Below are 18815 nucleotides of genomic sequence, written 5' to 3'. Positions count from 1 at the left end.
GTCGGATCGCATATCTTGCTGTGCCAGAACTCCGTGCCAGAACTGGTGGTCGATCACCAGTGGCGGGTACGGCTGGAGGTATGAGTAGCAGCCGAATCACCGACAAGGCCGCGGCCGCGCGGGCGCAGTCAACGGCCGCGAAACACCCTGACAGCAAGACGGCCAGGACCGGGGCGCATCGACGCCTGCAGTCCGCGGCGGACCGGCACGCTAGTCGCGCCCGCAAGCACCACACGTAGCGCTGACGTCGGCGCCGAGCCACAGCTAGCCCTGAAACTCCCTGCTCCGCACACCGTAGAACGTGGCGTTCGCCGGCTTGACGGGCATCTTTTCCAGCGCATCGGCCAGATCGGCGAACGCGTCGCTACGCCGCACCACGCCAAGAAACTTCCTCAGCGCCTCCTTTTCATCCCACAGTTCCTGCGCCGTGTGGAAGATGAGCGACTTCAGGCGTTCCGTCTCGTCCACTGCTTCCCTCTCTGGTCAGGGGACAGATGAGTCCGTCCCTCCGGCGAGTGTTGCCGCCCGGCGGGTGCGTCGGGCGGCCGGTGAGCGCGCACTGGGTTCGCGGCCGGGATCGGCCCGAGACTGCCATAGGTGAATCCTGTGCGGCGAGAGTCATAATGCTGACCGCTTCGCGCCGGCGGCGCCCAGGGCCAGCGGGGGATTGTCAGGGAGCGGTGGCGCGTTCACGATGGCTGACCATGAACATGCGATGGTTGCGGGGATCGCGAGACGGCGCGCCGGACGATGAACTGCTGGAACCGGAAGACGCCTTCGCGGTGCAGACGCTGTATCGCCGCTACGGCCAGCACATCTATGCCCGGGCGGCGGCCGATCCGGCCTTCAGCGAGGCGATCGCCGCTCGCTTGGAGGCTATGCGGAATCTGCTGCGCGAACAGCCGCTGCCGCGAGTGAGCGGCACGCGCACTGAGCAGATGATGATGTGCGGCTACCTGCTCGGCCAGACCCATGCCCTGCTGCAGAATCTGCTGGACGCGGCCGTGTCTGAGGACGACGGCTCGTCGACCAGGACACCGGACACGGTGCCGGTGCAGTTGGGCGCGATGTTCCAACTCGCCTTCGACGCTGGCCTGCTCAAGCTGGAGACACCGGCTCACCGCTAGCACGCAGAGGCTGCTGCTTCCGCCGCACGCTCGCACCCAGTGCCGGGGGCCGATGTAGGAGGCCACCGGCGCCGATCGGCCCCGGCCTGCTACGGCAGGTACCGGAGTGTGCCGATCGTCCAATCTCAGCCCGGAGCGGAGCCTGGAAAGCTCCGGGGAGGCGCCCGGTGCGCGTGCAGGTATAGACGTAGCTATGTAACACGGCCGGTACCTGCGCGTATGGGCCGGTATGGGCGAGGCGGAGAAGTCCGGTACCGGTAGACCGCCGGAACCGCAGGCGTCGCGGGTACCGGCGGAGCTGCCGGGGTTGCGGTTGATGGGCATCGGTCCGGCGCTTGCGGTCACGGCGGCGGCCGCGGTGGTGTTGCTGGCCGGGGTGATCGTCGGCGGGTTGGTGCTGTTCGGCGTGCAAGGGCTGCGCCCGGAGGCGCAGGTGAGCGCGGCCACGTTGTTCGACCTGTTGAAGATCGCGTTCGCGGTGGTGGCGGGGGTAGGCGGGCTGGTGGCGTTGGTGGTGGCCTACCGGCGGCAGAAGGTCGCCGAGGCCGCTCAGGTGCTGGCCGAGCAGGCCGAGCAGCGCGCGCACCAGGTCGAGCTGCGCGCGCTTCGGGGGGAGCAGCGCGAGGCGACCAAGCTGCACAACGACCGGTTCACCACCGCCGCCGGGCAACTCGGCCACGACTCTCCGGCGGTGCGACTGGCCGGCGCGCACGCCCTGGCCGGGCTGGCCGATGACGCCCCGACCCGGCAGCTGCGGCAGACCTGCATCGACGTGCTGTGCGCCTACCTGCGGATGCCCTACACCCCACAGCCGGTCGACGACGCCCCGGAGGCCGAGCGGCTGGCCTTTGCCGGGCTGCGCGAGGTTCGACACACCATCATCCGCCTGATCGGCGCCCACCTACGCGACGACGCCGCGGTGTCCTGGCAGGGCCACAACCTGGACTTCACCGGTGTGGTGTTCGACAGCGGCGACTTCGCTCATGCGGTGTTCTCCGACGGCGTGGTGAACTTCGGCGACGCGACGTTCTCCGGCGGCACGGTCAGCTTCGTTGCCGCGACGTTCTCCGGCGGCACGGTCAGCTTCGGCGACGCGACGTTCTCCGGCGGCACGGTCGACTTCGGCGACGCGACGTTCTCCGGCGGCACGGTCAGCTTCGGCGGCGCGAAGTTCTCCGGCGGCATGGTCGACTTCGAGGCCGCGGGGTTCTACGGCGGCATGGTCGACTTCGTCGGCGCGACGTTCTCCGGCGGCATGGTCGACTTCGAGGCCGCGGGGTTCACCGGCGGCACGGTCCGCTTCGGTGTCGCAAGGTTCTCCGGCGGCACAGTCGCCTTCGGCGGCGCGAAGTTCTCCGGCGGCACGGTCCACTTCAGCAGCGCGACGTTCTCCGGCGGCACGGTCGCCTTCGGCTTCGCGGCGTTCTCCGGCGGCACGGTCAGCTTCGTTGCCGCGACGTTCTCCGGCGGCACGGTCCACTTCGACGGCGCGACCTTCTCCGGCGGCATCGTGGACTTCGGCAGTGCGTGGTTCTCCGGCGGCACGGTCAACTTCGGCCTCGCAAGGTTCTCCGGCGGCACGGTCGCCTTCGACAAAGCGAGGTTCTCCGGCGGCACGGTGGACCTAAGCCGACCGGACCGGTGGGAGGTTCCACCGACGGGTTTGCTGGCTACGGCGCCGGCGGGTCTGCTATTGCCGGCGGTGGCCGTCGCGGTGCCGGATCCGAATTCGGGGTCGTCTGGTGCGGGCGAGGCCCCGCCGGAGGAGGCGGCCGCAGGGGAGTGAGCCGGGCGGGTGAGGCGGTGCTTCTGCCGCACGCTCTCGCCCGATGCCGAGGGCCGACGTAGAAGGCCCCACGGCGTCGATCGGCCCCGGCCTGCTACGGCGGGTACCGGAGTGTGCCGATCGTCCGACCTCAGCTGTCGTCGGGCCTGGCGCAGGCTCGGTATCGGGCGGGACACCTCGGAACGGTGAGCTGTGATGTACCTCACATCTGCGGCGTCGATGCAAACCGTGCCAACAGGTGCAAGGCTGTGCAACTGCCGCTCGGTCAGCCCGCCAGCTCCACACGGAACCCCTCAGAGCAAGTATTCGCTCCTGCTTCCATGACCACAACCATGTGACCAGGGGAAATACGCCTATGCGCCACCGCATCGGCGAAAGGATCGCCGCTGTCCAGGGAGCGCGCCAGCAGCACCCTTGATGGGGCTCGCCCCTCCGCCGCAGAACATCCGTTGGCGGGGGCCGACGTAGGAGGTCTCCGGCGCCGATCGGCCCCGGCCTGCTGCGGTGGGGACCGGAGTGTGCCGATCGTCCCTCCTCGGCCGACGTCGCGCGGGGCTTGGACGGGTGCTTGTCGGGGGCGGTCCTACGGTGAAGGTATGACCGGTGAACGCTGCTGCCGGTACTGCGGCAAGCCGCTCTTGATGGGCGCTCGCCCGGACGCGCTCTACTGCCGTTCGGCGTGCCGGGCTGCTGCCGCTCGCCGGCGCCGTCACGAGCTGGAAGCCTTCGAGATCATCATGGCGCTCGTGTCAGGCAGGCGGGAGCAGGTGGCCCGGTGCTGTCCGGTGTGCAGGCGTTGGTTCGTACCCGGCCACACCCGCACCCGCCGGCGAGACGCCGTCTACGACTCGCACGCTTGCCGGACTGCGGCCTGGCGGGCGCGCAGGGCTGCCCGTGACGCCTCTGCGTAACAGGTCGCCCGACAACGACTCCCGTACGGGTCTGCCCATCGCCGTGAGCCACTGTGGGCCGCCAATCCCGCCAGGGCAGGGGATCTGGACACCAGCTCCAGGGGGCCGCAGACGGGCGATCAGGGCCCGTCTGCGGGGTCGCGTACGCCTACCGCTGCAGTACCAAGTCGCGCTGATACCAGGGGCCTGACTTACCACCGAGGTCGGCCGAGTCAACCAGGACAAACCCAGCCTTGATCAGCACCCTCTGGGACGCGACATTCTCGCGGGAGGTGCCCGCCCGCAGGGTGCGCAGCCCGTGCCGCGCCACCGCCAGCCGGCACAGCTCCCGCACGGTCTCGGTCGCCACGCCGCGTCCGGCGACGTGCTGCGCGACCCGGTAACCGAGCTCAGCAGTGCCGTTCTCGAGGTCGTACAGGTTGAACCGGCCCAGAACCGAGCCGTCCTCGGCAACGAGCAGGTAGAAGGCGCAAATGCCGGCCTCCTGCTCGGCCAGCAGGGAGCCGTACCGGTCGGTGAACTTGTCGAAGAAGTCGTCGCCGCGGTCGGGGACCGAGGCAGCGAAGTAGGCGCGGTTCTCCAGCTCGAAGGCCAGGACCGCCGGGGCATGGCCAGCATCCAGCCGCTTCAGCTTGGGCACCGCCCGACCCTAACCGGATGGTGGGCTCAGATCATCTGAGTTTCCGCCAGCGGCAGACAATCCCAAGACCAGGGCACATAACGATCTACGGCTGGAGTATGTAGCGATGACCGAGATCGAAGATCCTTGGCGAAGTCTGCTGTGAGGGGATCTCCCGAGGGGGTTTGAGCACACTGCCCCGGGATCGCTTCCTTCGTGGGCACGCCGACGGCAACCCGCACACCAATGCGACGTTCCATGCCCTCATCACAAAGTTCATGGCGACAACCCGACTTTGGTTTCGGCAATCCGAGCCACTGCTGCGGCGACCTGGGCGAGCACACGAAGTTCACTGCATGATTCTGGACCCGACACACCTGTCGGGGATGCCTGCGTCCCATTCGGCTTTCGGCACGTCACAGGGTCGGGCTTACCTGTCAGAGCAAGGATTCTGTTCGGTTACCTGCCGGAAGCGGTCGGGTGCCCGTAGCGCTCCTGCTCCATAAACGAAGGAACGAGGAGCAACCAGACCAGCTGCAAGAACACCACCAGTACAGCGAAGAGCAGGGTCGCTGAGAACGCGACGTGCAGCCACAGCGGTGTCCCCATCTGGCTGGACAGCTGCGGCGGTAGATAGATGCGCTGCCAGATGTCGTCGATGTCCGCAATCGATGCCGTGTAGGCCCTTACGCCGCCCAGCCGCGCTGCCTGGCAAGCGTTCCAGACAACGACCACGCCCACGTACACGCACAGGAGCACTCGAGCGGCGACCAGTAGTCCAAGCGCCCACAGCAGAAGGATGAGCAGGGTCACTGAGAAGGCGACGTGCAGCCACAGCGGTGTCCCCATCTGGCTGGACAGCTGCGGCGGTAGATAGATGCACGACCAGACGTCGTTGATGGTCGACATCGACGTGAAGTACGCGGACAAGTCAGCGAACGCAGCGTCGAAGAATCGCCCGGCAACCCAGGACATGTACCCTGCCAGCACGATCACTCCTGAGAGCTTCTTGCGGTAGGGAGACCTGCTGGTGTCCAGCACCCACGCCATGATCACGAGGGGTGCCTGCAGCACCCGGCGGATGGTATTGACCACAGAACGGCGCACGGTCTCCGGGCCGGCGGTCACGAACATGATGGCCAGCGTTACGGGCCTGATGAGGATCTCCGACCACGGGCGGCCGGCCTCCCACTGGACAACCGCGCCGATGATGATGATCACCCATGCGGCGACAAACGCCCCCCAAGGACGCCGCCGCCAAAGATGATCACCCCGCCACCCGTCTCCGACCCTCAGGACCAGCACGACCGGGAAGACGGTCAGCCCGAGCGCCACCACCCACGCCCCCCAGGCTGGCTGCCCGAGCCCTTGCGGGGATGCTGCCCAGGCGACGAAGTCGGTGAACGAGGGCGCCACCAGCAGCACCGCTCCCAGCACAACGGCGGCAGCCCGAGCGGCCAGCCACATCCGCCGTGTCCATCTCGGCTTGCCCGGTGAGGTATCGCTCATCGCCACTTACTCGGAGTTGGAAGCGCTCACCGTTACAGAGGACATGGCCGAAACGATCGCTGTGACCGTAGCCGACGGCGAGGCGCTCGGGGGTGGGCAGATCGCCAGCTGTCGTGCCGAGCAAGCGCCGTCGCCGGGCTGGGACGAGTGGACCGGAGAATCGCGGCTGCCGTAAGCGGAGCGCTCGCCATCGTCATTGGTAATGCCTCGGTGTGAGGCCCTGGGGATCGTGAGGGGTCTAGGTCTAGAGGCGGGGGGTCTAGGCGTCGTCCTCCAGTGCCCGGTACAGCGTGGAGCGGCCGATACCCAAGTGTTTGGCGATGGCGGTGATCGACTCGCCGCGGGCGCGGCGGGCGCGGGCGATGGCCAGCACATCGTCGGTGACGGTGGTGGGGCGGCCTCCCTTGCGGCCATGGGCCGCGGCCGCCGCCAGGCCGTCCAAGGTGCGCTCGGAGATCAGGTCGCGTTCCATCTCGGCGGCCATCGCCGCGACCATGAACAGCATCTTGTCTGCCACGCTCCGCCCGCCGGGCCGATGCACCCCGGCGCAGATGCCCGACAGGATGTGCAGGTTGATCCCGCGCGGGGCGAGCTCGTCCTCCAAGAAGACCAGCAGCTCCTTCACCGAGCGGGCGATGCGGTCGGGCTTGTAGATGACCAGCGTGTCGCCGGCCTTCATCGCCGCCACCGTCGCGCGCAGCTTGGGCCGGTCCTTGCGGGTGCTGGCGGTCTCCTCCACGATCTGACGGCAGTGCGCGGCCGCCAGCGCCTCCATCTGCGACAGGTGGTCCTGGGTGCGGGTGGAGATCCGGGCATAGCCGACCCGGATCGCGTTGGAGGGCACGCTGCCCGTCTTCGCCCCCGCTGCGGCATGGCCGGCGGCGTGCTCAGTGGAGGTGTTCACCGGCCCATCGTCTCGAAAACGGTCCCGCAACTCAATCTCCCAACCAGGTGTTTCTGGACGGATTCCGGGACGGATCTTCCTGGGCGAACACGACTCCCAGCCATCCGGCTCGAAGCCGTCCCGTAAACGACCGTTTCCGGGACGACTTTCGGCTGGGAAAGGTGACGACGGCGTGCTTGCCCTTGCGGGTCGCCGGCCCCGTGTCCTCTTCTGCAGAGCGTGCGACCCGCCCCTCTTGCACAGTTCAACTTAGTAAGTAAAACTGAATAGCAGGGAGAGGAGAGCCGATGGGCCGCCGCCAACCGGATCTGGGCCGCTTCACCGACGTCGCGCTGCTGGTGCTGATCAGCTTGGCGGACGGGGCGAAGCACGGGTACCGGATGATCCACGACATAGAGGAGTTCTCGGGCACATCCCTGGAGCCCGGCACACTGTACGGAGCGTTGATGCGCCTTGAGGAGCGCGGCTGGATCGAGGCGCTGGACGCCGAGTCCCGGCGGCGGCCCTATCGCATCACCGAAGCCGGCGGCGAGGCCCTGCGCGAGCAGATCGCCACCCTCCGGCGCATCGAGGGAACGGCCGCTGTACGCCTCGGCCCGGCCTGGGGCCTGTCGTGATCGCGCGCAGGCTGGCCGGTGCCGCACTCCGGCTCTTTCCCCGGGCGTGGCTCCACCGCTACGGGGACGAGATGCGCGACCTGCTCGCCACGCGCCCCGTGCGCCTGGAGACCCTCGCCGACCTCTGCACGGCGGCGATCGACGCGTGGGCCCACCGCGATCTGATCCCCCGAAGGTACGACGCGCGGCCGAACGTCGTCCGGAGGCTGCTGCCGCCGCCGCTGCTGGCCGCTGCGGGCTGCGGCCTGCTGGCCATCCTGTGGGACTCCGCGGTCAAGTTCCCGTCCGGCGGGGAGCCCGTCTGGCGGTCCGCCGTCGAGCACGGTGCCCTTGCGACGACTCTCCTGCGCACCGCCTCCTCGCTGTTCGGCCTGGCCACCATAGTGGTGCTCCTGGCGCAGGCGTCGGCGCTGGTGGTCGCCGCGCGACTCAGGCGTCCCACTACGGCAATGATCGGTGGCCTGCTCGGCTTCGCCATGGCGGCCATCACGTACCTCTACTACGGCCTGCCGCCCGTTCAGGAGTACGGAATGCCGTTGGGGCCGATGTTGCCGCTGACCGGTGGGTTCGTTGTTCCGATGATCCTTTCGCTCGCCCTGGCCGGCCGGGCGGCGGCCCTGTCGGACGACGTACCCGCCACGGCGCTGCGCTGGACCGTGGCCGGGTTCGCCGCCAGCGCCGCGCTGACCGTCGCCGGATGGGTGCCCGCCACCGCGTTCCTGCTGCTCGGAGCGGAGGCGGCGCGTCCGGGCTATGTGGCCGTGATGACGGCGAGCATCGCCTGCAGCCTGCTGATGTGCGTAGGCCTCACCCTGACGGCGATCCGCCGCCGGCCCCGCCCTGTGCCCGTGGGGTAGGGCCACCGGCGGATCAGCGGGGGTGTGAGCGGCGTCTCGGTCATGCGCAACTGCAAGACGGGAAGCGAGGGGCAGTGACGTCGACGGCGGGCTCGGTGGCCGGCGAGTCGTCGAGCACCACACCTTCCACGATCTCCCCGACCTCCTCCGAATCCGTGGCCTCGACTGCTCGCTGGGGGGCGGAGGAGTTGGGGGAGGAACGGATCATGAGCCGCTCGGAACGGCACGCCGGTACCTTCGGAGAGACGCAGCTGCGGCGTCTCGTACGGGACCACAGGGACGACCCTTGGTTGACGCCAGGGCCTGGCCAGTAGAACTTGCGGTGGAGACAGTTCTGGCGAGGAGGCCGGCAGATGTCCATTGAGAAGCAGTCCAATGCATCCATCCAGATGGATTCTGGCGCCATGGATCGCATGTGGCAGCACTCGCTGCATCTGGACACCATGTTGTTCCAGCGCGCCAATTTGTTCCTGGTGGTGGAATCCCTCCTGATCGTCGCCTACACGCTGGTATTGGGAGTCACGACCCAGACGGGCGGTTCCAGCACCACGACGGCACTCATGGCTGTAAGGATCATCGCGGTGTTCGGCCTGCTCCTCACGGTGATCTGGGGCTACGTGGCGCACCGGCACCTGCGCTACTACGAGTTGCTGCGCGCACGACAGCGAGAGGTCTTCCCCGAGTACGAGCAGCTCAGGAAACAGTGGCGGATGAAGGGAATCTCGTCCCTGCCGCTGGTCACGTACTTCCTGCCCCTGCTGGCAGCAGCATTGTGGATTCTCCTGCTCCTCATCACATGGCGCTGATGCGATCATCCCCCTTCCCCATGAAGTAGGTCGGGAGGCTGGCACCCCCTCGTAGTGCCAACCCGGTCCTGTGGGCGGGTAGGTATGCACCCCATGGACACCTTCACGTGGGGGCTGATTTGGGTTGTTCCGCGGTGGTGGCGACTTCAGGTGGGTCTGGCGGTGGCGTGGGCGCGGACTTCGGCGGGGGTGAGGGGCTCGTCGTGGGTCATTCTGACGATGGCGGTGTGACGGGCGTCCTGCCAGGTCCATTCGGCACCTAGCTGGTCGTTGGCGCGCTGCAGTACCTGTTGCGCCGCCCAGTACGTCATCGGGCGGATCTCGCCGCGGCGGGTGCGCCAGAGCGGCTGCCCGGGGGCGGGGAACCCGTCGGCGGCCAGGTAGCGGCCGAGGTGGCGGAAGGCGTCGGCGGAGGCCCGGACCGGCCGGCGCAGCCGGGTGCGCAGGGCGGCGAGGTAGACGACTCCGCTCGTCCAGTCGATGTCCTCCAAGGCGAGCCGGAGGAGTTCGCTCACCCGCGCCCCGGTGCTGACGTAGAACTCCAGCAGCGCCCGGTCGCGGTCGCAGCCCATCCCCGCGACCATCTCCTGCCACCGCATGGCCGGGATCGTCTGCGGCGCCCGGCTCGCCGTCTTGCGGTGTGACCCGGGGCGCTCGACCGGCGTGCCCGGCTTCAGCGCGCGGCGGTACGCCTGGATCGGGTTGGTCCGCGGCCCGTTCCCCTGACGGCCGTGGAAGGAGTAGAAGCCCTGGACGACGGTGAGTGCGTGGTCGATCGTCTTACCGGCGTATCCCTGGCGGGTTGGGGGCGAGACCATCTCACGCTCGGCCGATGACGCTCCCTTCGGCGCGGGCATCAGGGTCTCGCGCTCCACTGATGCCGTCCCCCTGTGGGGCGCGTGCATGAGGGGCCCGCGATCCACCGATGCCGCTCCCTTCCGGGGCGCGGGCATGACGGTCTCGCGCTCCACCGATGCCGTTGTCGTTCCCTTCCGGGGCGGCGGCGTGGGGCCATTGGGCTCCGCCGATGGCGTGAAGGACGGCGCGGGCGGGGCGAAGTGGCGGCTTCCTCGCGGGTTGCGCGACGCGCGCATCCATTCCACCAGGGTGGCCGCCTCGGTCGCGGTCGCCTGGTCCCACTCGACCGACAGGCACCACAGCAGGCGGTACCAGCGCAGCAGGCCGAACGCGTAGCTGCGGCAGGTGAGCGGGCTGACGTTGCCGCGACCGAGGTGGCGCAGGTAGGCGCCGACCGCCGGGATCTCCTGGCCGTCGCCGTCGACGACGCGAAACGGCAGCGGGGTCGCCCCGTCGGTGAGCACGGCCCCGGTCGCCGGCACCGACAGTCGCCCCTCCGCCAGCGCACGGCGTACCTGCTCAGCCACGCCGGGCCCGCAGGCCGGACCGGACGCGAACCTGCGGCCCGTGGGGAGAGCGTCCGGTGTGGACGCGGGGCCGCGGGAGGTCCGCGTCCGGTCCGGCGGCCGCGTGCCTGGCCCAGGAGAGGCCGAGGCGGGCGCAGGAGAGTTCAGGGCGGGCGTGGTAGAGGCCGAGGCGGGTCCAGGAGAGGCCGAGGCGGGCGCGGTAGAGGCCGAGGCGGGCCTGGACGCGCCGGGCGCGCGGGCGCCTAGTCGGGGGTCTCATCGACGAGGGAGGGCGCCGGTTCCGCCGGCGTCCTGTCGGCCGGCGCGGGGGTCGCCGTCGAGGCCGGGGTGGTGACGGAGGTGGTGGACGCCGGTACGGGACTCATCTCGGGGGCAGGCGTGGGCCTGCGGACCGAGGACACATCGACGCAGACGGGGCTGGAGGTTTCCCGGTCCGCTATGGCCGCGTGCGGGGGCTTTCGCGAGGTGCGCCGCAGGCTGCCCGGTCTGGTGGAGGTGTCCAGCTCGCCGGTGAGGGAGTCCTGCGCCGAGGGAGCGGCGTTGTGCGTCGCGGCGGGACGGATCGCGCCGGCGTGGGGGGAACGGTCGCGTGGATGTCCGGCGTCCGACGGGACCGGCCGCGGCGTGAGGAAGGTCGTGTGCGCCTGCAGGCCGGGACCGTCGAGCGATCTGACCACCATGGTGGTCGCGGTGGCGGCCGCCGCCAGGCCGATCAGGCCCATCGCCGCCTTGGAGGCGAGCGTCTTGGCCGGCCCGCGTCCCGGCGGGCTCGCCTCGGCCGGGGGAGGGCTGGGCGGGTGTTCGTCGTGCACGGGCCCGAGGAGTTTGACCAGGCTCGCCAGCCGGAGCAGGCCGCGGTGCTCCCAGCCCGGGCCGTAGTGGACGTCGGCCACCTGCTCCAGCTCCGCCAGGAACGCCTCGGCGCCGGCGGGCCGGTCCGCGGCCTGCTTCGCCAGCCCATAGGTGACCAGCGGGCGCAGCACCTGGGGGACGCGCTCGATCGACGGCGTGGCGGTCTGATGCAGATGGGCGAGCGCCGCGACGTTGCGTCCGTGGAAGGGGCGGGTGCCGGTCAGGCACTCGTAGAAGACGACGGCGGCGGCGTAGATGTCGGTGGCGGCAGAGGCCGGGGCGCCCGACCACTGCTCGGGCGCCATGTAGGAGGGGGTGCCCGCTCCCGCGATGCCGTCGCCGGAGTGGACGGGGATGCCAAAGTCGCCCAGCTTGCTGTGGCCGTCGCGGCTCACCAGGATGTTCTCCGGTCGGACGTCCCTGTGCATGATGCCGTTGGCATGGGCGGCGGCCAGCGCCGACAGCGTGGTGTTCAGCAGCACCAGCGCGGCTTCGGGCCCGGTCGGTTCCTCGTGACGCAGCAGGGTCCGCAGCGAGACGCCGTCGACCAGTTCCATGACGATCGCGGCGGAGCCGTCGGCGCTTTCGAAGTAGCCGTGAACCCCCACCATGCTGGGCTCGTCGAGCACTTCCAGGCCCAGGGCATCGTGCCGTAACCGGGCCAGGAAGTTCGCGTCCGCGCGCAGACCGGCGGACAGGTGCCTGATGGCGACGAGTTCGCCGTCGGCGTCGTCGCGCGCCATGACGACGCGGCCGGCGGCACCGGTGCCGAGCTCGCGGATCTCGGTGTAGCCGGGCAGAGGCCGGTGCCGTCGTGGGTCGCTGTCCATGCTGTGGTCTCCTTGTGGGCCGGTACGACGGTCGCGGTTCCGGTCGAGGCCGGGCTCTGCACCGGGGGAAGTCAGAGGGGACGGCGGTATGCCGCTCGCCGTGACGGCGAAAACAGCGACGGTGTGGCCGTTCACGCGGGATGCCACCGCGCCAGGCGAAGAGCAGGGCGGCGGAGTGCGGCGATGCCTGGTCGCATGGCAGGGGTCGCGTGCCGGCCGCGGCCGCGTCGTCCCCGGCGACCGGGCCTTCACCGGGCACATCTGCCACGGACGGCTGCTCGTGCGCGCGGCTGTTGTGCCGCCTTCCGGGAGCCTCGCTGACGGCGGTGGGGTCCGTCAGGGCCGCCGCCGGCCGCCGGTCGAGGGGCGCGGAGGGTCGTGGCCGTCCTCGCCCGCGGCGGCGATGGTGTCGAGCATGCGGCCGCGCTGCCAGTACCACGTCCGCGTGCCGCGCAATACGCAGACATAGGCGGTGTCGATGTCGGCCGACAGGCTCACGGCCTGCGCGGCGACCTGCTCCCAGGTGGCCACGACGAGGGCGGAGCTGCACCACCCGGCGCTGACGCTGGTCATGGTGTAGGCCCCGGCGCGGTGGCGGGAGAACTCACCGGCGCTGTCGAACAGGCGGGGATCCTGCCGGGTCAGAGCACTGCGCCACGGAGGCCAGGCCGATGCCGCGAGCACGGCGACCAGAAGAGTCCCCGCGACCCACCAATGCACGTTCATAGCCGCTCTCTTCAGAGTGGGGGCCCCGGCCGCCGATCGGTCGCCGGGGGAGGCTCTGTCGTCTGTCGCTGTGAAGGCCGGGCCGCGTGGCGGCGACGCCGGTCACGGGCGCCGGCCCGCTCACGCCCGGCTCGTGAAGTCGCGCCCGGCTGGAGCCGGTGCGCGGCGGTGGGCGATCGGACGATCGAGCGGCCGCGAGTTGTCCTCGCGGCCGCTCGATCGCGGCGTGTGCTCCTTGTCCGCCTCCTGGGTCAGGGGGACGGACAAAGCGGCACCGCCACGGAGACAAGCGCTCGCGCGCCGTGGAAGACGGCCGCCCGCGGGCGCTGTCAGGCAGGCGCGCTGAGCGCTTCCGGCACGTCTCCGTCGTCTCGGCGGACACCGCCCCGCGGACCGGTGATCATCGCACCCCCCGGATCACCGGACGTCCGCCGTCAGAGCACCTCGACGTCGGACGGCCGGCGGCGATGTCACCGGTCACGCTGAGCCGTCAGTGGTGCTGGCCCCCGCCACCACCATGCTGACCGCCACCGTTCTGGCCGCCGCCGTTCTGGCCGCCGCCGTTCTGGCCGCCGCCGTTCTGGCCGCCGCCGTTCTGGCCGCCGCCGTTCTGGCCGCCGCCGTGCTGACCGCCGCCGGGCAGGCCACCACCGTTCTGGCCACCACCGGGAAGACCACCGCCAGGCAGGCCGCCACCGGGCAGGCCGCCACCGCGCGGACCGCCACCGTGCTGGCCGCCGCCGGGCCGGTTCCATCCGCCGCGCGGGCCGTACCACCGGCCCGGCAGTCCGGTGGACTGGTAGCACCAGTCGCCGGGCAGGTCGAGCGTCCGGCCGCCCACGTAGTAGACCGGCCGACTCTGCGCGCAGCCCGGCGCGATGTACACCCCGCCGTTGAGGATGGACTGGCAGCTGGGCAGCACGTAGCTGCGGCCGCCGTACAGGTACCGGTTGCCGGGCGGGTCCCACCGCTGGCCGCGCAGGCCGAACCACCGGCCGGGCCCGCCAATGGGCGTGTTGCACCAGTCGCCGGGCAGGTCGAAGATCTGGCCGCCCAGGTAGTAGACCGGCCGGGTCTGCGCGCAGCCCGGCGCGATGTACACCCCGCCGTTGACGATGGACTGGCAGCTGGGCAGCACGTAGCTGCGGCCGCCGTACAGGTACCGGTTGCCCGGCGGGTCCCAGCGGTGCCCGCGCCAGCCGAAGCCGAAGTCGTGCCCGCCGCCGTGCCAGCGGCCGTCGGGACCGTGCCCGTCGGGGCGGTTGTGCGCGTCCTTGGTGAACGTGCTCTGGTGGTGCGGGCCGGCGGCCGCGTGCGGCGCGGCCTTGGCCGCCGCGCTGGCGGGCGCGGTCGCCACGGCCGCCGGGACGACGACCGCCGCCGCGGCGAGCAAGCCGGTGACGAGAGTGCTTTTCATCGTCAAGAGACGACTCCTTCTGTGAGGGTGGAACTTGGAACCGCGCTAGGCAGGGCCTAGCCGACGCAGTGTCGGAGTACGTGTCTCGGGAGCCGTCCGTGCGAACGGCGCGAATCGGGCTTTCACCGAGATCCCCGCCCGAGGATCACCAGCACGAGGGCTCGGAGAGGCCGGCGCAGGACGGGCGTCGTCGCCGCAAAAGCGTCAACATAATTCGCTGACACACTTGCCATGCCGAGCGACCCCGCGGCCACCGCCGCCGCGGCTCGGTCCGCCATGGTGTGGACGGCGCGAGTGCCGCGCGGCAGGACCATCGGCGCACCGTCCGGCCAGGGACGCGCGGGCGGCGGACTCGGCCCGCCGCGGCCGCGGCACCTGGACGTCGCGCCACACGGCAGCACGGTGCTCCGCGGACGCAACTCCGGCTTACCGGCCATCGCCAACCTCTCCGACGATCACTACGTCATCAGATTTTGCTGACAACTCGACTGCAGGTGGCACTGTAATCGAATGGACATGCGGGCGCAGGGAAATTGGAAGGTTCCACATCAGCCGTCTCAGCAGTGCCACCGATTTCGTTGACAGGCCGGCCGCGGGCTCCGCATGGGTTCGCCTCATGTCACCGGATTGAGCAGCGTCATCGCGGCGACGGAGCGGGGTCCGTATTGGAGAAGCCGGCAATGAAATGCCCGGCCCGGCCGCCTTGCCTAAGGCCGTGGGGCGGGAACGAAGGGAGACGATCGGTAACCCTGACGGCGAGCCACGGCCGCGCGCGCCGACATCGCATACGTCATCGGACGGCGGTTTCGGGCCGCGGGTGACACGACGGTTCTCGGCCGGCGCGGAACGACGAAGAAGGTCATCTTTCCCGCCCTTTCCGCCTTCCGTTCTCGCGGTTCCGCGGATACGCGGATACGGCAAAGCGGTGGCCGGTCCGGCGCCGGCTTCGAATGCCGCCGCCTTAGGGAGTACGGCGGATGAAGTCGCGGGTGACCATCGTGCCCGCGTCGCTCAGAAAGGTGGCCAGATCCTCGGACATAAGGGTCTTATCTACCCCGATGATTATCTCCTGCGGAGTGATCTCGGCGACCGCCAGCTCGCGCCCGAGCTCCCCGCTCCGGCGGACCCGGACCCGGAGCGCGGGCACCGGTCGCGTTTCCTCGACGGGCTGGAGCAGGTTGAGCGCGCTGGTACCGAGCTCGTCCATAGAGGACGTCAGAGCGGGGTCGAACTGTCTCTCGTCGACATAGACGACGATCAGGTGGCCCGCGAGCGGGCGTTTGATCACCCCAGGACCGGCGCCGAGCAGAGGAATGCGGCGGAACTCCACCGATGGTCCTGGCGGCGATGACGGGTCGATCATCGCATCCACCGGAGCCTCTCTTGCCAGTACTTCCCGAGCGTCCACAGGCGCACGGCCAGTAGTTCCGTCGGGGGAAGTTTGACGCATCAGGCACTCACGGTGACGGCTGTATCAGAAAACTCCTATTCCTCTGTGACCTTATCGGCCACGGACTCGGCCGAGTCGATCACGCGGTTCAACTCCTCGGCCAGGCGGGCGGACTGTTCAGGGGTGTAATTCTTCGGCACGCGGAACATGAGGCGGTGCCCCGCGCCGGTCCGGACATCGGCGATGTCCCAGCCGATCCACTGCGTAATGGCCATCGCCTTCACGCTGTCGGAGTCCAGCCCCAGCCCGGTCGCCAGCGCGTCCAGGCGCCACAGATCCGGCATGCGGGGCACCCGTCCGCTGAGCACGTCGGTGATCCACTGGGCGGTGAGATGCTGGCCAGTGGTCGGGTCCACCGACCGCAGAGCCAGAGTGCGGATGCTCGGGGCCTTGTCCCTGACATGATCGCGGATGCAGTCGCTCAGGGGAGTGCGCGACGGGCCGGCTGTCACGCGCGATGGCGACATTTGGTTGTCAGCTCCTCGACTTTTTCGACTCGACCGCCCTCATGATGCCCGCTAGATCCTGACGACAGGAAGCGATCCCTGTAAAACCCGTGATCGTCCTGTCAACAAGATGGGTGTCAGATCATCACTGCACACCGGGAAGTGCTTCCAGAGAAGGCGATCCATATTCGACGGTCAGCGGACCATGATCGACCTTGTGCCTACTTTAGCAGTGATTGCCCGATTCTTCGGTGGTCTTTCCTTACAGGCGCGCGGGAGTTGCCGGTCAGGAGCCTGCGGCCGCTCCACGGCAAGGGCGCCGATCACCGGGGATCATGTCCGGAGGCCGTACAGCAACCGTCCGCGCATCCCGCCGGCCCGACCGGCCCCCGCCGGTGCCGGTACCGAACTCCGGTTCCGGCACGCCGGCCTGACCCCGCGGCTCGAGTGCTCGGGACCCTGCGCGGGCGGCGAAGGTGCTGTTCGAGGAGCTGGAGCTGGTCGAGGAGCAGGAGGCGGACCTGGACGTGACCGCGCTGTGGGCGGCGGCGGAGGAGGTCGCCCCACGCGCCGCTGCTCGGCCGCTACAGCTTCACCGCCTCCACCCCGGCCGTCGGAGTCCTGCGCCCGTTGCGTGATCCGGACGCTCCGGAACTGGACGAGGACGACGACGGGAGCGGGCAGGAGTAACGCGCCGGGCACGCGCGTCCTTCGGCTCAGCTCGCGCGCGGGGCCACGTGGCGCAGGCCGTCGAGGAGGACGGTGGTGATCTGTCGGGCTTCGTCGAGCCATCCCTCGGTCACGCGCATGGCGCAGATGCCGCCCAGGGCCCGCAGGAGGGTGGGGCCGGTGATGTCGTCGCGGACGGTGCCGGCCGCGCTGGCGGCGTCGAGGAGCTGGGTGAAGGCGTCGCCCATGCGGGTGCGGGCGTCGTCGAAGACCGGTGAGTCCGTCGCCATGATGCTCTCCAGCGCGACAGACATCCCCTTGCCCACGGCGGCGTGGTCCACAAGCAGCAGCAGGAACCGCCGCAGGGCTTCCTCCGGGGCGTGCTGGTGCAGCAGGTCGCCGGGTGCGGCGCACAGGTCGTCGACCTCCTTGCGGTAGACCTCCTCGATCAGCGCCTCGCGGGTCTCGAAATGGCGGTAGAGCGTGCCCACGGCGACGCCGGCACTGCGGGCGATCTCCTCCACGTGTGCGTCGGTGTCGCCGCCGAGAAACGCTTGTCGGGCTGCGGACAGCAGTGCCTCGCGATTGCGTCGCGCGTCGGCGCGCAGCGGGCGTGATGCAGGCAAGGCAACCCTCCATAAGATGAGTCTGATTCCGTTTACGTGTACCGTTTCCGGAGTCAGGTTCATCTTACGGAGGAGATTTCCCATGCCGAACACCGACGAGGGCCTGGAAGGCCTGCGAGTGCTGGTCACCGGCGGCAGCCGGGGCCTGGGCGCGGCAACCGTGCGCCGCTTCGTCGCCGCGGGCGCGACCGTGCTGACGGCCTCCCGCAGCCGGCCCGAGGAGGACGGCGGCGCCACCTTCGTACCGGCGGACCTCTCGACGCAGCAGGGCGTGGCCGAGCTCGGCCGCCGGATCGTCGACCAGGTGGGCGGAGTGGATGTGCTCGTGAACAACGCCGGCGCGGCCAGCACCCCGGCGCCGACCCTGAGCCGGTCCGACGCATCCTGGCAGGCGGACCTGGAGATGAACCTCCTCAGCGCCGTGCGCCTGGACCGGGCCCTGGTACCGGGAATGGTCGAGCGGGGCTCCGGCGTCGTGGTCCACGTCTCCTCGATCGCCAGCCAACTGCCCCAGCGCACCGAGGCGTCCTACGCCGCCGCCAAGGCCGCGCTCAACACCTACAGTCGCGAACTGGCCACCGAGGTCGGCGCGCACGGGGTGCGTGTGGTCTGCGTCCTTCCCGGCTTCGTCGTCACCGACGGCGCCACCGCCCACCTCCGGCACATGGCCGAGAAGCAGGGCGTGACCACCGAGGAGGTCACACAGCAGATCGTGGACCACCTGAACGTTCCCATGGGCCGCCCCGGGGATCCCGAGGACGTCGCCGAGATGATCGCTTTCCTCGCCTCCAGCCGCGCGAAGTGGCTCACCGGGGCGCAGTTCCGCGTCGACGGCGGCATCATCCCGACCGTCTGAGCGCCGACCAGTACCAGCGCGAAGAACAGGACCATCACCATGTCCATCACCCTGAGTTCCGTGATCATCGACGCTGCCGAGATCGAGGCGGAGAGCGCCTTCTGGCACCGGCTGCTCGGTGGCTCGATCCATCGCACGCCGACCCATCACTTCATCCAGGCCCCCGGCCTCCCGGTCATCGTCGTCCAGTCCGCCCCCGAACACGTCGCCCCGAGCTGGCCGGACGGCACCTCCCAGCAGATGCACCTCGACTTCGGAGTCGAGGACCTCGCGACCGCCGACCGCACGGCCACCGACGCCGGCGCCACCCGATTGCGGCCCACCGAGGAGATCACTTCGGAAACCCGCACCGGCAGCCGCGTCTACGCCAGCCCGGCCGGACATCCCTTCTGCCTGCGCGCAGCCTGAGGCCGCCAGCCCTC

19 protein-coding genes are annotated in these 18815 nt (G+C 69.9%); 8 read left to right on the top strand and 11 right to left on the bottom strand.

Annotated features, from left to right (window positions below):
- Nucleotides 1–264: 264 nt before the first annotated feature.
- Nucleotides 265–468: a hypothetical protein gene (locus ACFQSB_RS33510; protein ID WP_380830839.1), complete on the bottom strand. Its 204-nt coding sequence runs from the start codon at nt 466–468 to the stop codon at nt 265–267.
- Between the two features lie 236 nt (nt 469–704).
- Here ACFQSB_RS33510 and ACFQSB_RS33505 point away from each other — a divergent pair, with 236 nt between their 5' ends.
- Both ACFQSB_RS33505 and ACFQSB_RS33500 read left to right on the top strand, forming a co-directional pair.
- Entirely contained in the window at nt 705–1127 is a 423-nt protein-coding gene (locus ACFQSB_RS33505) for a hypothetical protein (RefSeq protein WP_380830838.1), read from the top strand.
- Nucleotides 1128–1443: 316 nt separating this feature from the next.
- Nucleotides 1444–2913 carry a pentapeptide repeat-containing protein gene (locus ACFQSB_RS33500; RefSeq protein ID WP_380830837.1) on the top strand — a complete coding sequence of 490 codons (1470 nt, stop codon included), beginning with the start codon at nt 1444–1446 and terminating at the stop codon, nt 2911–2913.
- A 1059-nt stretch (nt 2914–3972) separates the two neighbouring features.
- On the opposite strand, the gene ACFQSB_RS33495 is transcribed toward ACFQSB_RS33500, so the two are convergent.
- The 3 genes from ACFQSB_RS33495 to ACFQSB_RS33485 form a co-directional block, all read right to left on the bottom strand.
- The gene (locus ACFQSB_RS33495; protein ID WP_380830836.1) at nt 3973–4464 is read right to left on the bottom strand and encodes a GNAT family N-acetyltransferase; all 492 of its coding nucleotides are present in this window, start codon (nt 4462–4464) and stop codon (nt 3973–3975) included.
- A 438-nt stretch (nt 4465–4902) separates the two neighbouring features.
- Nucleotides 4903–5952 carry a hypothetical protein gene (locus ACFQSB_RS33490; RefSeq protein ID WP_380830835.1) on the bottom strand — a complete coding sequence of 350 codons (1050 nt, stop codon included), beginning with the start codon at nt 5950–5952 and terminating at the stop codon, nt 4903–4905.
- Between the two features lie 259 nt (nt 5953–6211).
- Nucleotides 6212–6856 (bottom strand): recombinase family protein, encoded by a 645-nt coding sequence (locus ACFQSB_RS33485; protein WP_380830834.1) that lies wholly within the window; start codon nt 6854–6856, stop codon nt 6212–6214.
- 287 nt (nt 6857–7143) lie between these two features.
- Here ACFQSB_RS33485 and ACFQSB_RS33480 point away from each other — a divergent pair, with 287 nt between their 5' ends.
- The 3 genes from ACFQSB_RS33480 (at nt 7144) to ACFQSB_RS33470 (ending at nt 9136) form a co-directional block, all read left to right on the top strand.
- Complete coding sequence (locus ACFQSB_RS33480; RefSeq protein WP_380830833.1) at nt 7144–7473, top strand: PadR family transcriptional regulator; 330 nt, start codon at nt 7144–7146, stop codon at nt 7471–7473.
- Nucleotides 7470–8330 carry a hypothetical protein gene (locus tag ACFQSB_RS33475; RefSeq protein ID WP_380830832.1) on the top strand — a complete coding sequence of 287 codons (861 nt, stop codon included), beginning with the start codon at nt 7470–7472 and terminating at the stop codon, nt 8328–8330. Before ACFQSB_RS33480 ends, ACFQSB_RS33475 begins: the two co-directional genes overlap by 4 nt.
- Before the next feature lie 353 nt (nt 8331–8683).
- Nucleotides 8684–9136: a hypothetical protein gene (locus ACFQSB_RS33470; protein WP_380830831.1), complete on the top strand. Its 453-nt coding sequence runs from the start codon at nt 8684–8686 to the stop codon at nt 9134–9136.
- A 146-nt stretch (nt 9137–9282) separates the two neighbouring features.
- On the opposite strand, the gene ACFQSB_RS33465 is transcribed toward ACFQSB_RS33470, so the two are convergent.
- The 4 genes from ACFQSB_RS33465 to ACFQSB_RS33450 form a co-directional block, all read right to left on the bottom strand.
- The gene (locus tag ACFQSB_RS33465) at nt 9283–10521 is read right to left on the bottom strand and encodes a tyrosine-type recombinase/integrase (RefSeq protein ID WP_380830830.1); all 1239 of its coding nucleotides are present in this window, start codon (nt 10519–10521) and stop codon (nt 9283–9285) included.
- Between the two features lie 242 nt (nt 10522–10763).
- Nucleotides 10764–12203, bottom strand: coding sequence for a serine/threonine-protein kinase (locus ACFQSB_RS33460; RefSeq protein WP_380830829.1), 1440 nt, complete (start codon nt 12201–12203; stop codon nt 10764–10766).
- A 336-nt stretch (nt 12204–12539) separates the two neighbouring features.
- Nucleotides 12540–12929, bottom strand: coding sequence for a hypothetical protein (locus tag ACFQSB_RS33455; protein ID WP_380830828.1), 390 nt, complete (start codon nt 12927–12929; stop codon nt 12540–12542).
- A gap of 490 nt (nt 12930–13419) precedes the next feature.
- Nucleotides 13420–14346 (bottom strand): hypothetical protein, encoded by a 927-nt coding sequence (locus ACFQSB_RS33450; RefSeq protein WP_380830827.1) that lies wholly within the window; start codon nt 14344–14346, stop codon nt 13420–13422.
- A 231-nt stretch (nt 14347–14577) separates the two neighbouring features.
- Here ACFQSB_RS33450 and ACFQSB_RS33445 point away from each other — a divergent pair, with 231 nt between their 5' ends.
- Nucleotides 14578–14826 carry a hypothetical protein gene (locus ACFQSB_RS33445; protein ID WP_380830826.1) on the top strand — a complete coding sequence of 83 codons (249 nt, stop codon included), beginning with the start codon at nt 14578–14580 and terminating at the stop codon, nt 14824–14826.
- 481 nt (nt 14827–15307) lie between these two features.
- Here the strand turns inward: ACFQSB_RS33445 and ACFQSB_RS33440 are convergent, their stop codons facing one another.
- The 3 genes from ACFQSB_RS33440 to ACFQSB_RS33430 form a co-directional block, all read right to left on the bottom strand.
- Entirely contained in the window at nt 15308–15718 is a 411-nt protein-coding gene (locus tag ACFQSB_RS33440) for a hypothetical protein (RefSeq protein ID WP_380830825.1), read from the bottom strand.
- Between the two features lie 113 nt (nt 15719–15831).
- On the bottom strand, nt 15832–16263 hold the full coding sequence (locus ACFQSB_RS33435) for a hypothetical protein (protein WP_380830824.1): 432 nt from the start codon (nt 16261–16263) through the stop codon (nt 15832–15834).
- Between the two features lie 695 nt (nt 16264–16958).
- Nucleotides 16959–17537: a TetR/AcrR family transcriptional regulator gene (locus ACFQSB_RS33430; RefSeq protein ID WP_380830823.1), complete on the bottom strand. Its 579-nt coding sequence runs from the start codon at nt 17535–17537 to the stop codon at nt 16959–16961.
- Nucleotides 17538–17619: 82 nt separating this feature from the next.
- Between ACFQSB_RS33430 and ACFQSB_RS33425 the strand changes: the two genes are divergently transcribed.
- Both ACFQSB_RS33425 and ACFQSB_RS33420 read left to right on the top strand, forming a co-directional pair.
- Nucleotides 17620–18393, top strand: a complete 774-nt coding sequence (locus tag ACFQSB_RS33425; protein WP_380830822.1) for an oxidoreductase — start codon at nt 17620–17622, stop codon at nt 18391–18393.
- A 39-nt stretch (nt 18394–18432) separates the two neighbouring features.
- Complete coding sequence (locus tag ACFQSB_RS33420; protein WP_380830821.1) at nt 18433–18801, top strand: VOC family protein; 369 nt, start codon at nt 18433–18435, stop codon at nt 18799–18801.
- The last annotated feature ends 14 nt before the right edge of the window (nt 18802–18815 follow it).

This window comes from Sphaerisporangium rhizosphaerae (genome assembly GCF_042665155.1).
Lineage (GTDB): Bacteria > Actinomycetota > Actinomycetes > Streptosporangiales > Streptosporangiaceae > Sphaerisporangium > Sphaerisporangium rhizosphaerae.
Note: the sequence above shows the minus strand (reverse complement) of the source record. Positions and strands in the feature narration are given on the sequence as shown.

Coding starts and splice junctions, on each gene's coding strand:
- ACFQSB_RS33455 (WP_380830828.1), bottom strand. CDS start 12,929: ATGAACGTGCATTGGTGGGTCGCGGGGACTCTTCTGGTCGCCGTGCTC.
- ACFQSB_RS33500 (WP_380830837.1), top strand. CDS start 1,444: ATGGGCATCGGTCCGGCGCTTGCGGTCACGGCGGCGGCCGCGGTGGTG.
- ACFQSB_RS33490 (WP_380830835.1), bottom strand. CDS start 5,952: ATGAGCGATACCTCACCGGGCAAGCCGAGATGGACACGGCGGATGTGG.
- ACFQSB_RS33425 (WP_380830822.1), top strand. CDS start 17,620: ATGCCGAACACCGACGAGGGCCTGGAAGGCCTGCGAGTGCTGGTCACC.
- ACFQSB_RS33445 (WP_380830826.1), top strand. CDS start 14,578: ATGCCGAGCGACCCCGCGGCCACCGCCGCCGCGGCTCGGTCCGCCATG.
- ACFQSB_RS33435 (WP_380830824.1), bottom strand. CDS start 16,263: ATGTCGCCATCGCGCGTGACAGCCGGCCCGTCGCGCACTCCCCTGAGC.
- ACFQSB_RS33470 (WP_380830831.1), top strand. CDS start 8,684: ATGTCCATTGAGAAGCAGTCCAATGCATCCATCCAGATGGATTCTGGC.
- ACFQSB_RS33420 (WP_380830821.1), top strand. CDS start 18,433: ATGTCCATCACCCTGAGTTCCGTGATCATCGACGCTGCCGAGATCGAG.
- ACFQSB_RS33460 (WP_380830829.1), bottom strand. CDS start 12,203: ATGGACAGCGACCCACGACGGCACCGGCCTCTGCCCGGCTACACCGAG.
- ACFQSB_RS33450 (WP_380830827.1), bottom strand. CDS start 14,346: ATGAAAAGCACTCTCGTCACCGGCTTGCTCGCCGCGGCGGCGGTCGTC.
- ACFQSB_RS33505 (WP_380830838.1), top strand. CDS start 705: ATGAACATGCGATGGTTGCGGGGATCGCGAGACGGCGCGCCGGACGAT.
- ACFQSB_RS33480 (WP_380830833.1), top strand. CDS start 7,144: ATGGGCCGCCGCCAACCGGATCTGGGCCGCTTCACCGACGTCGCGCTG.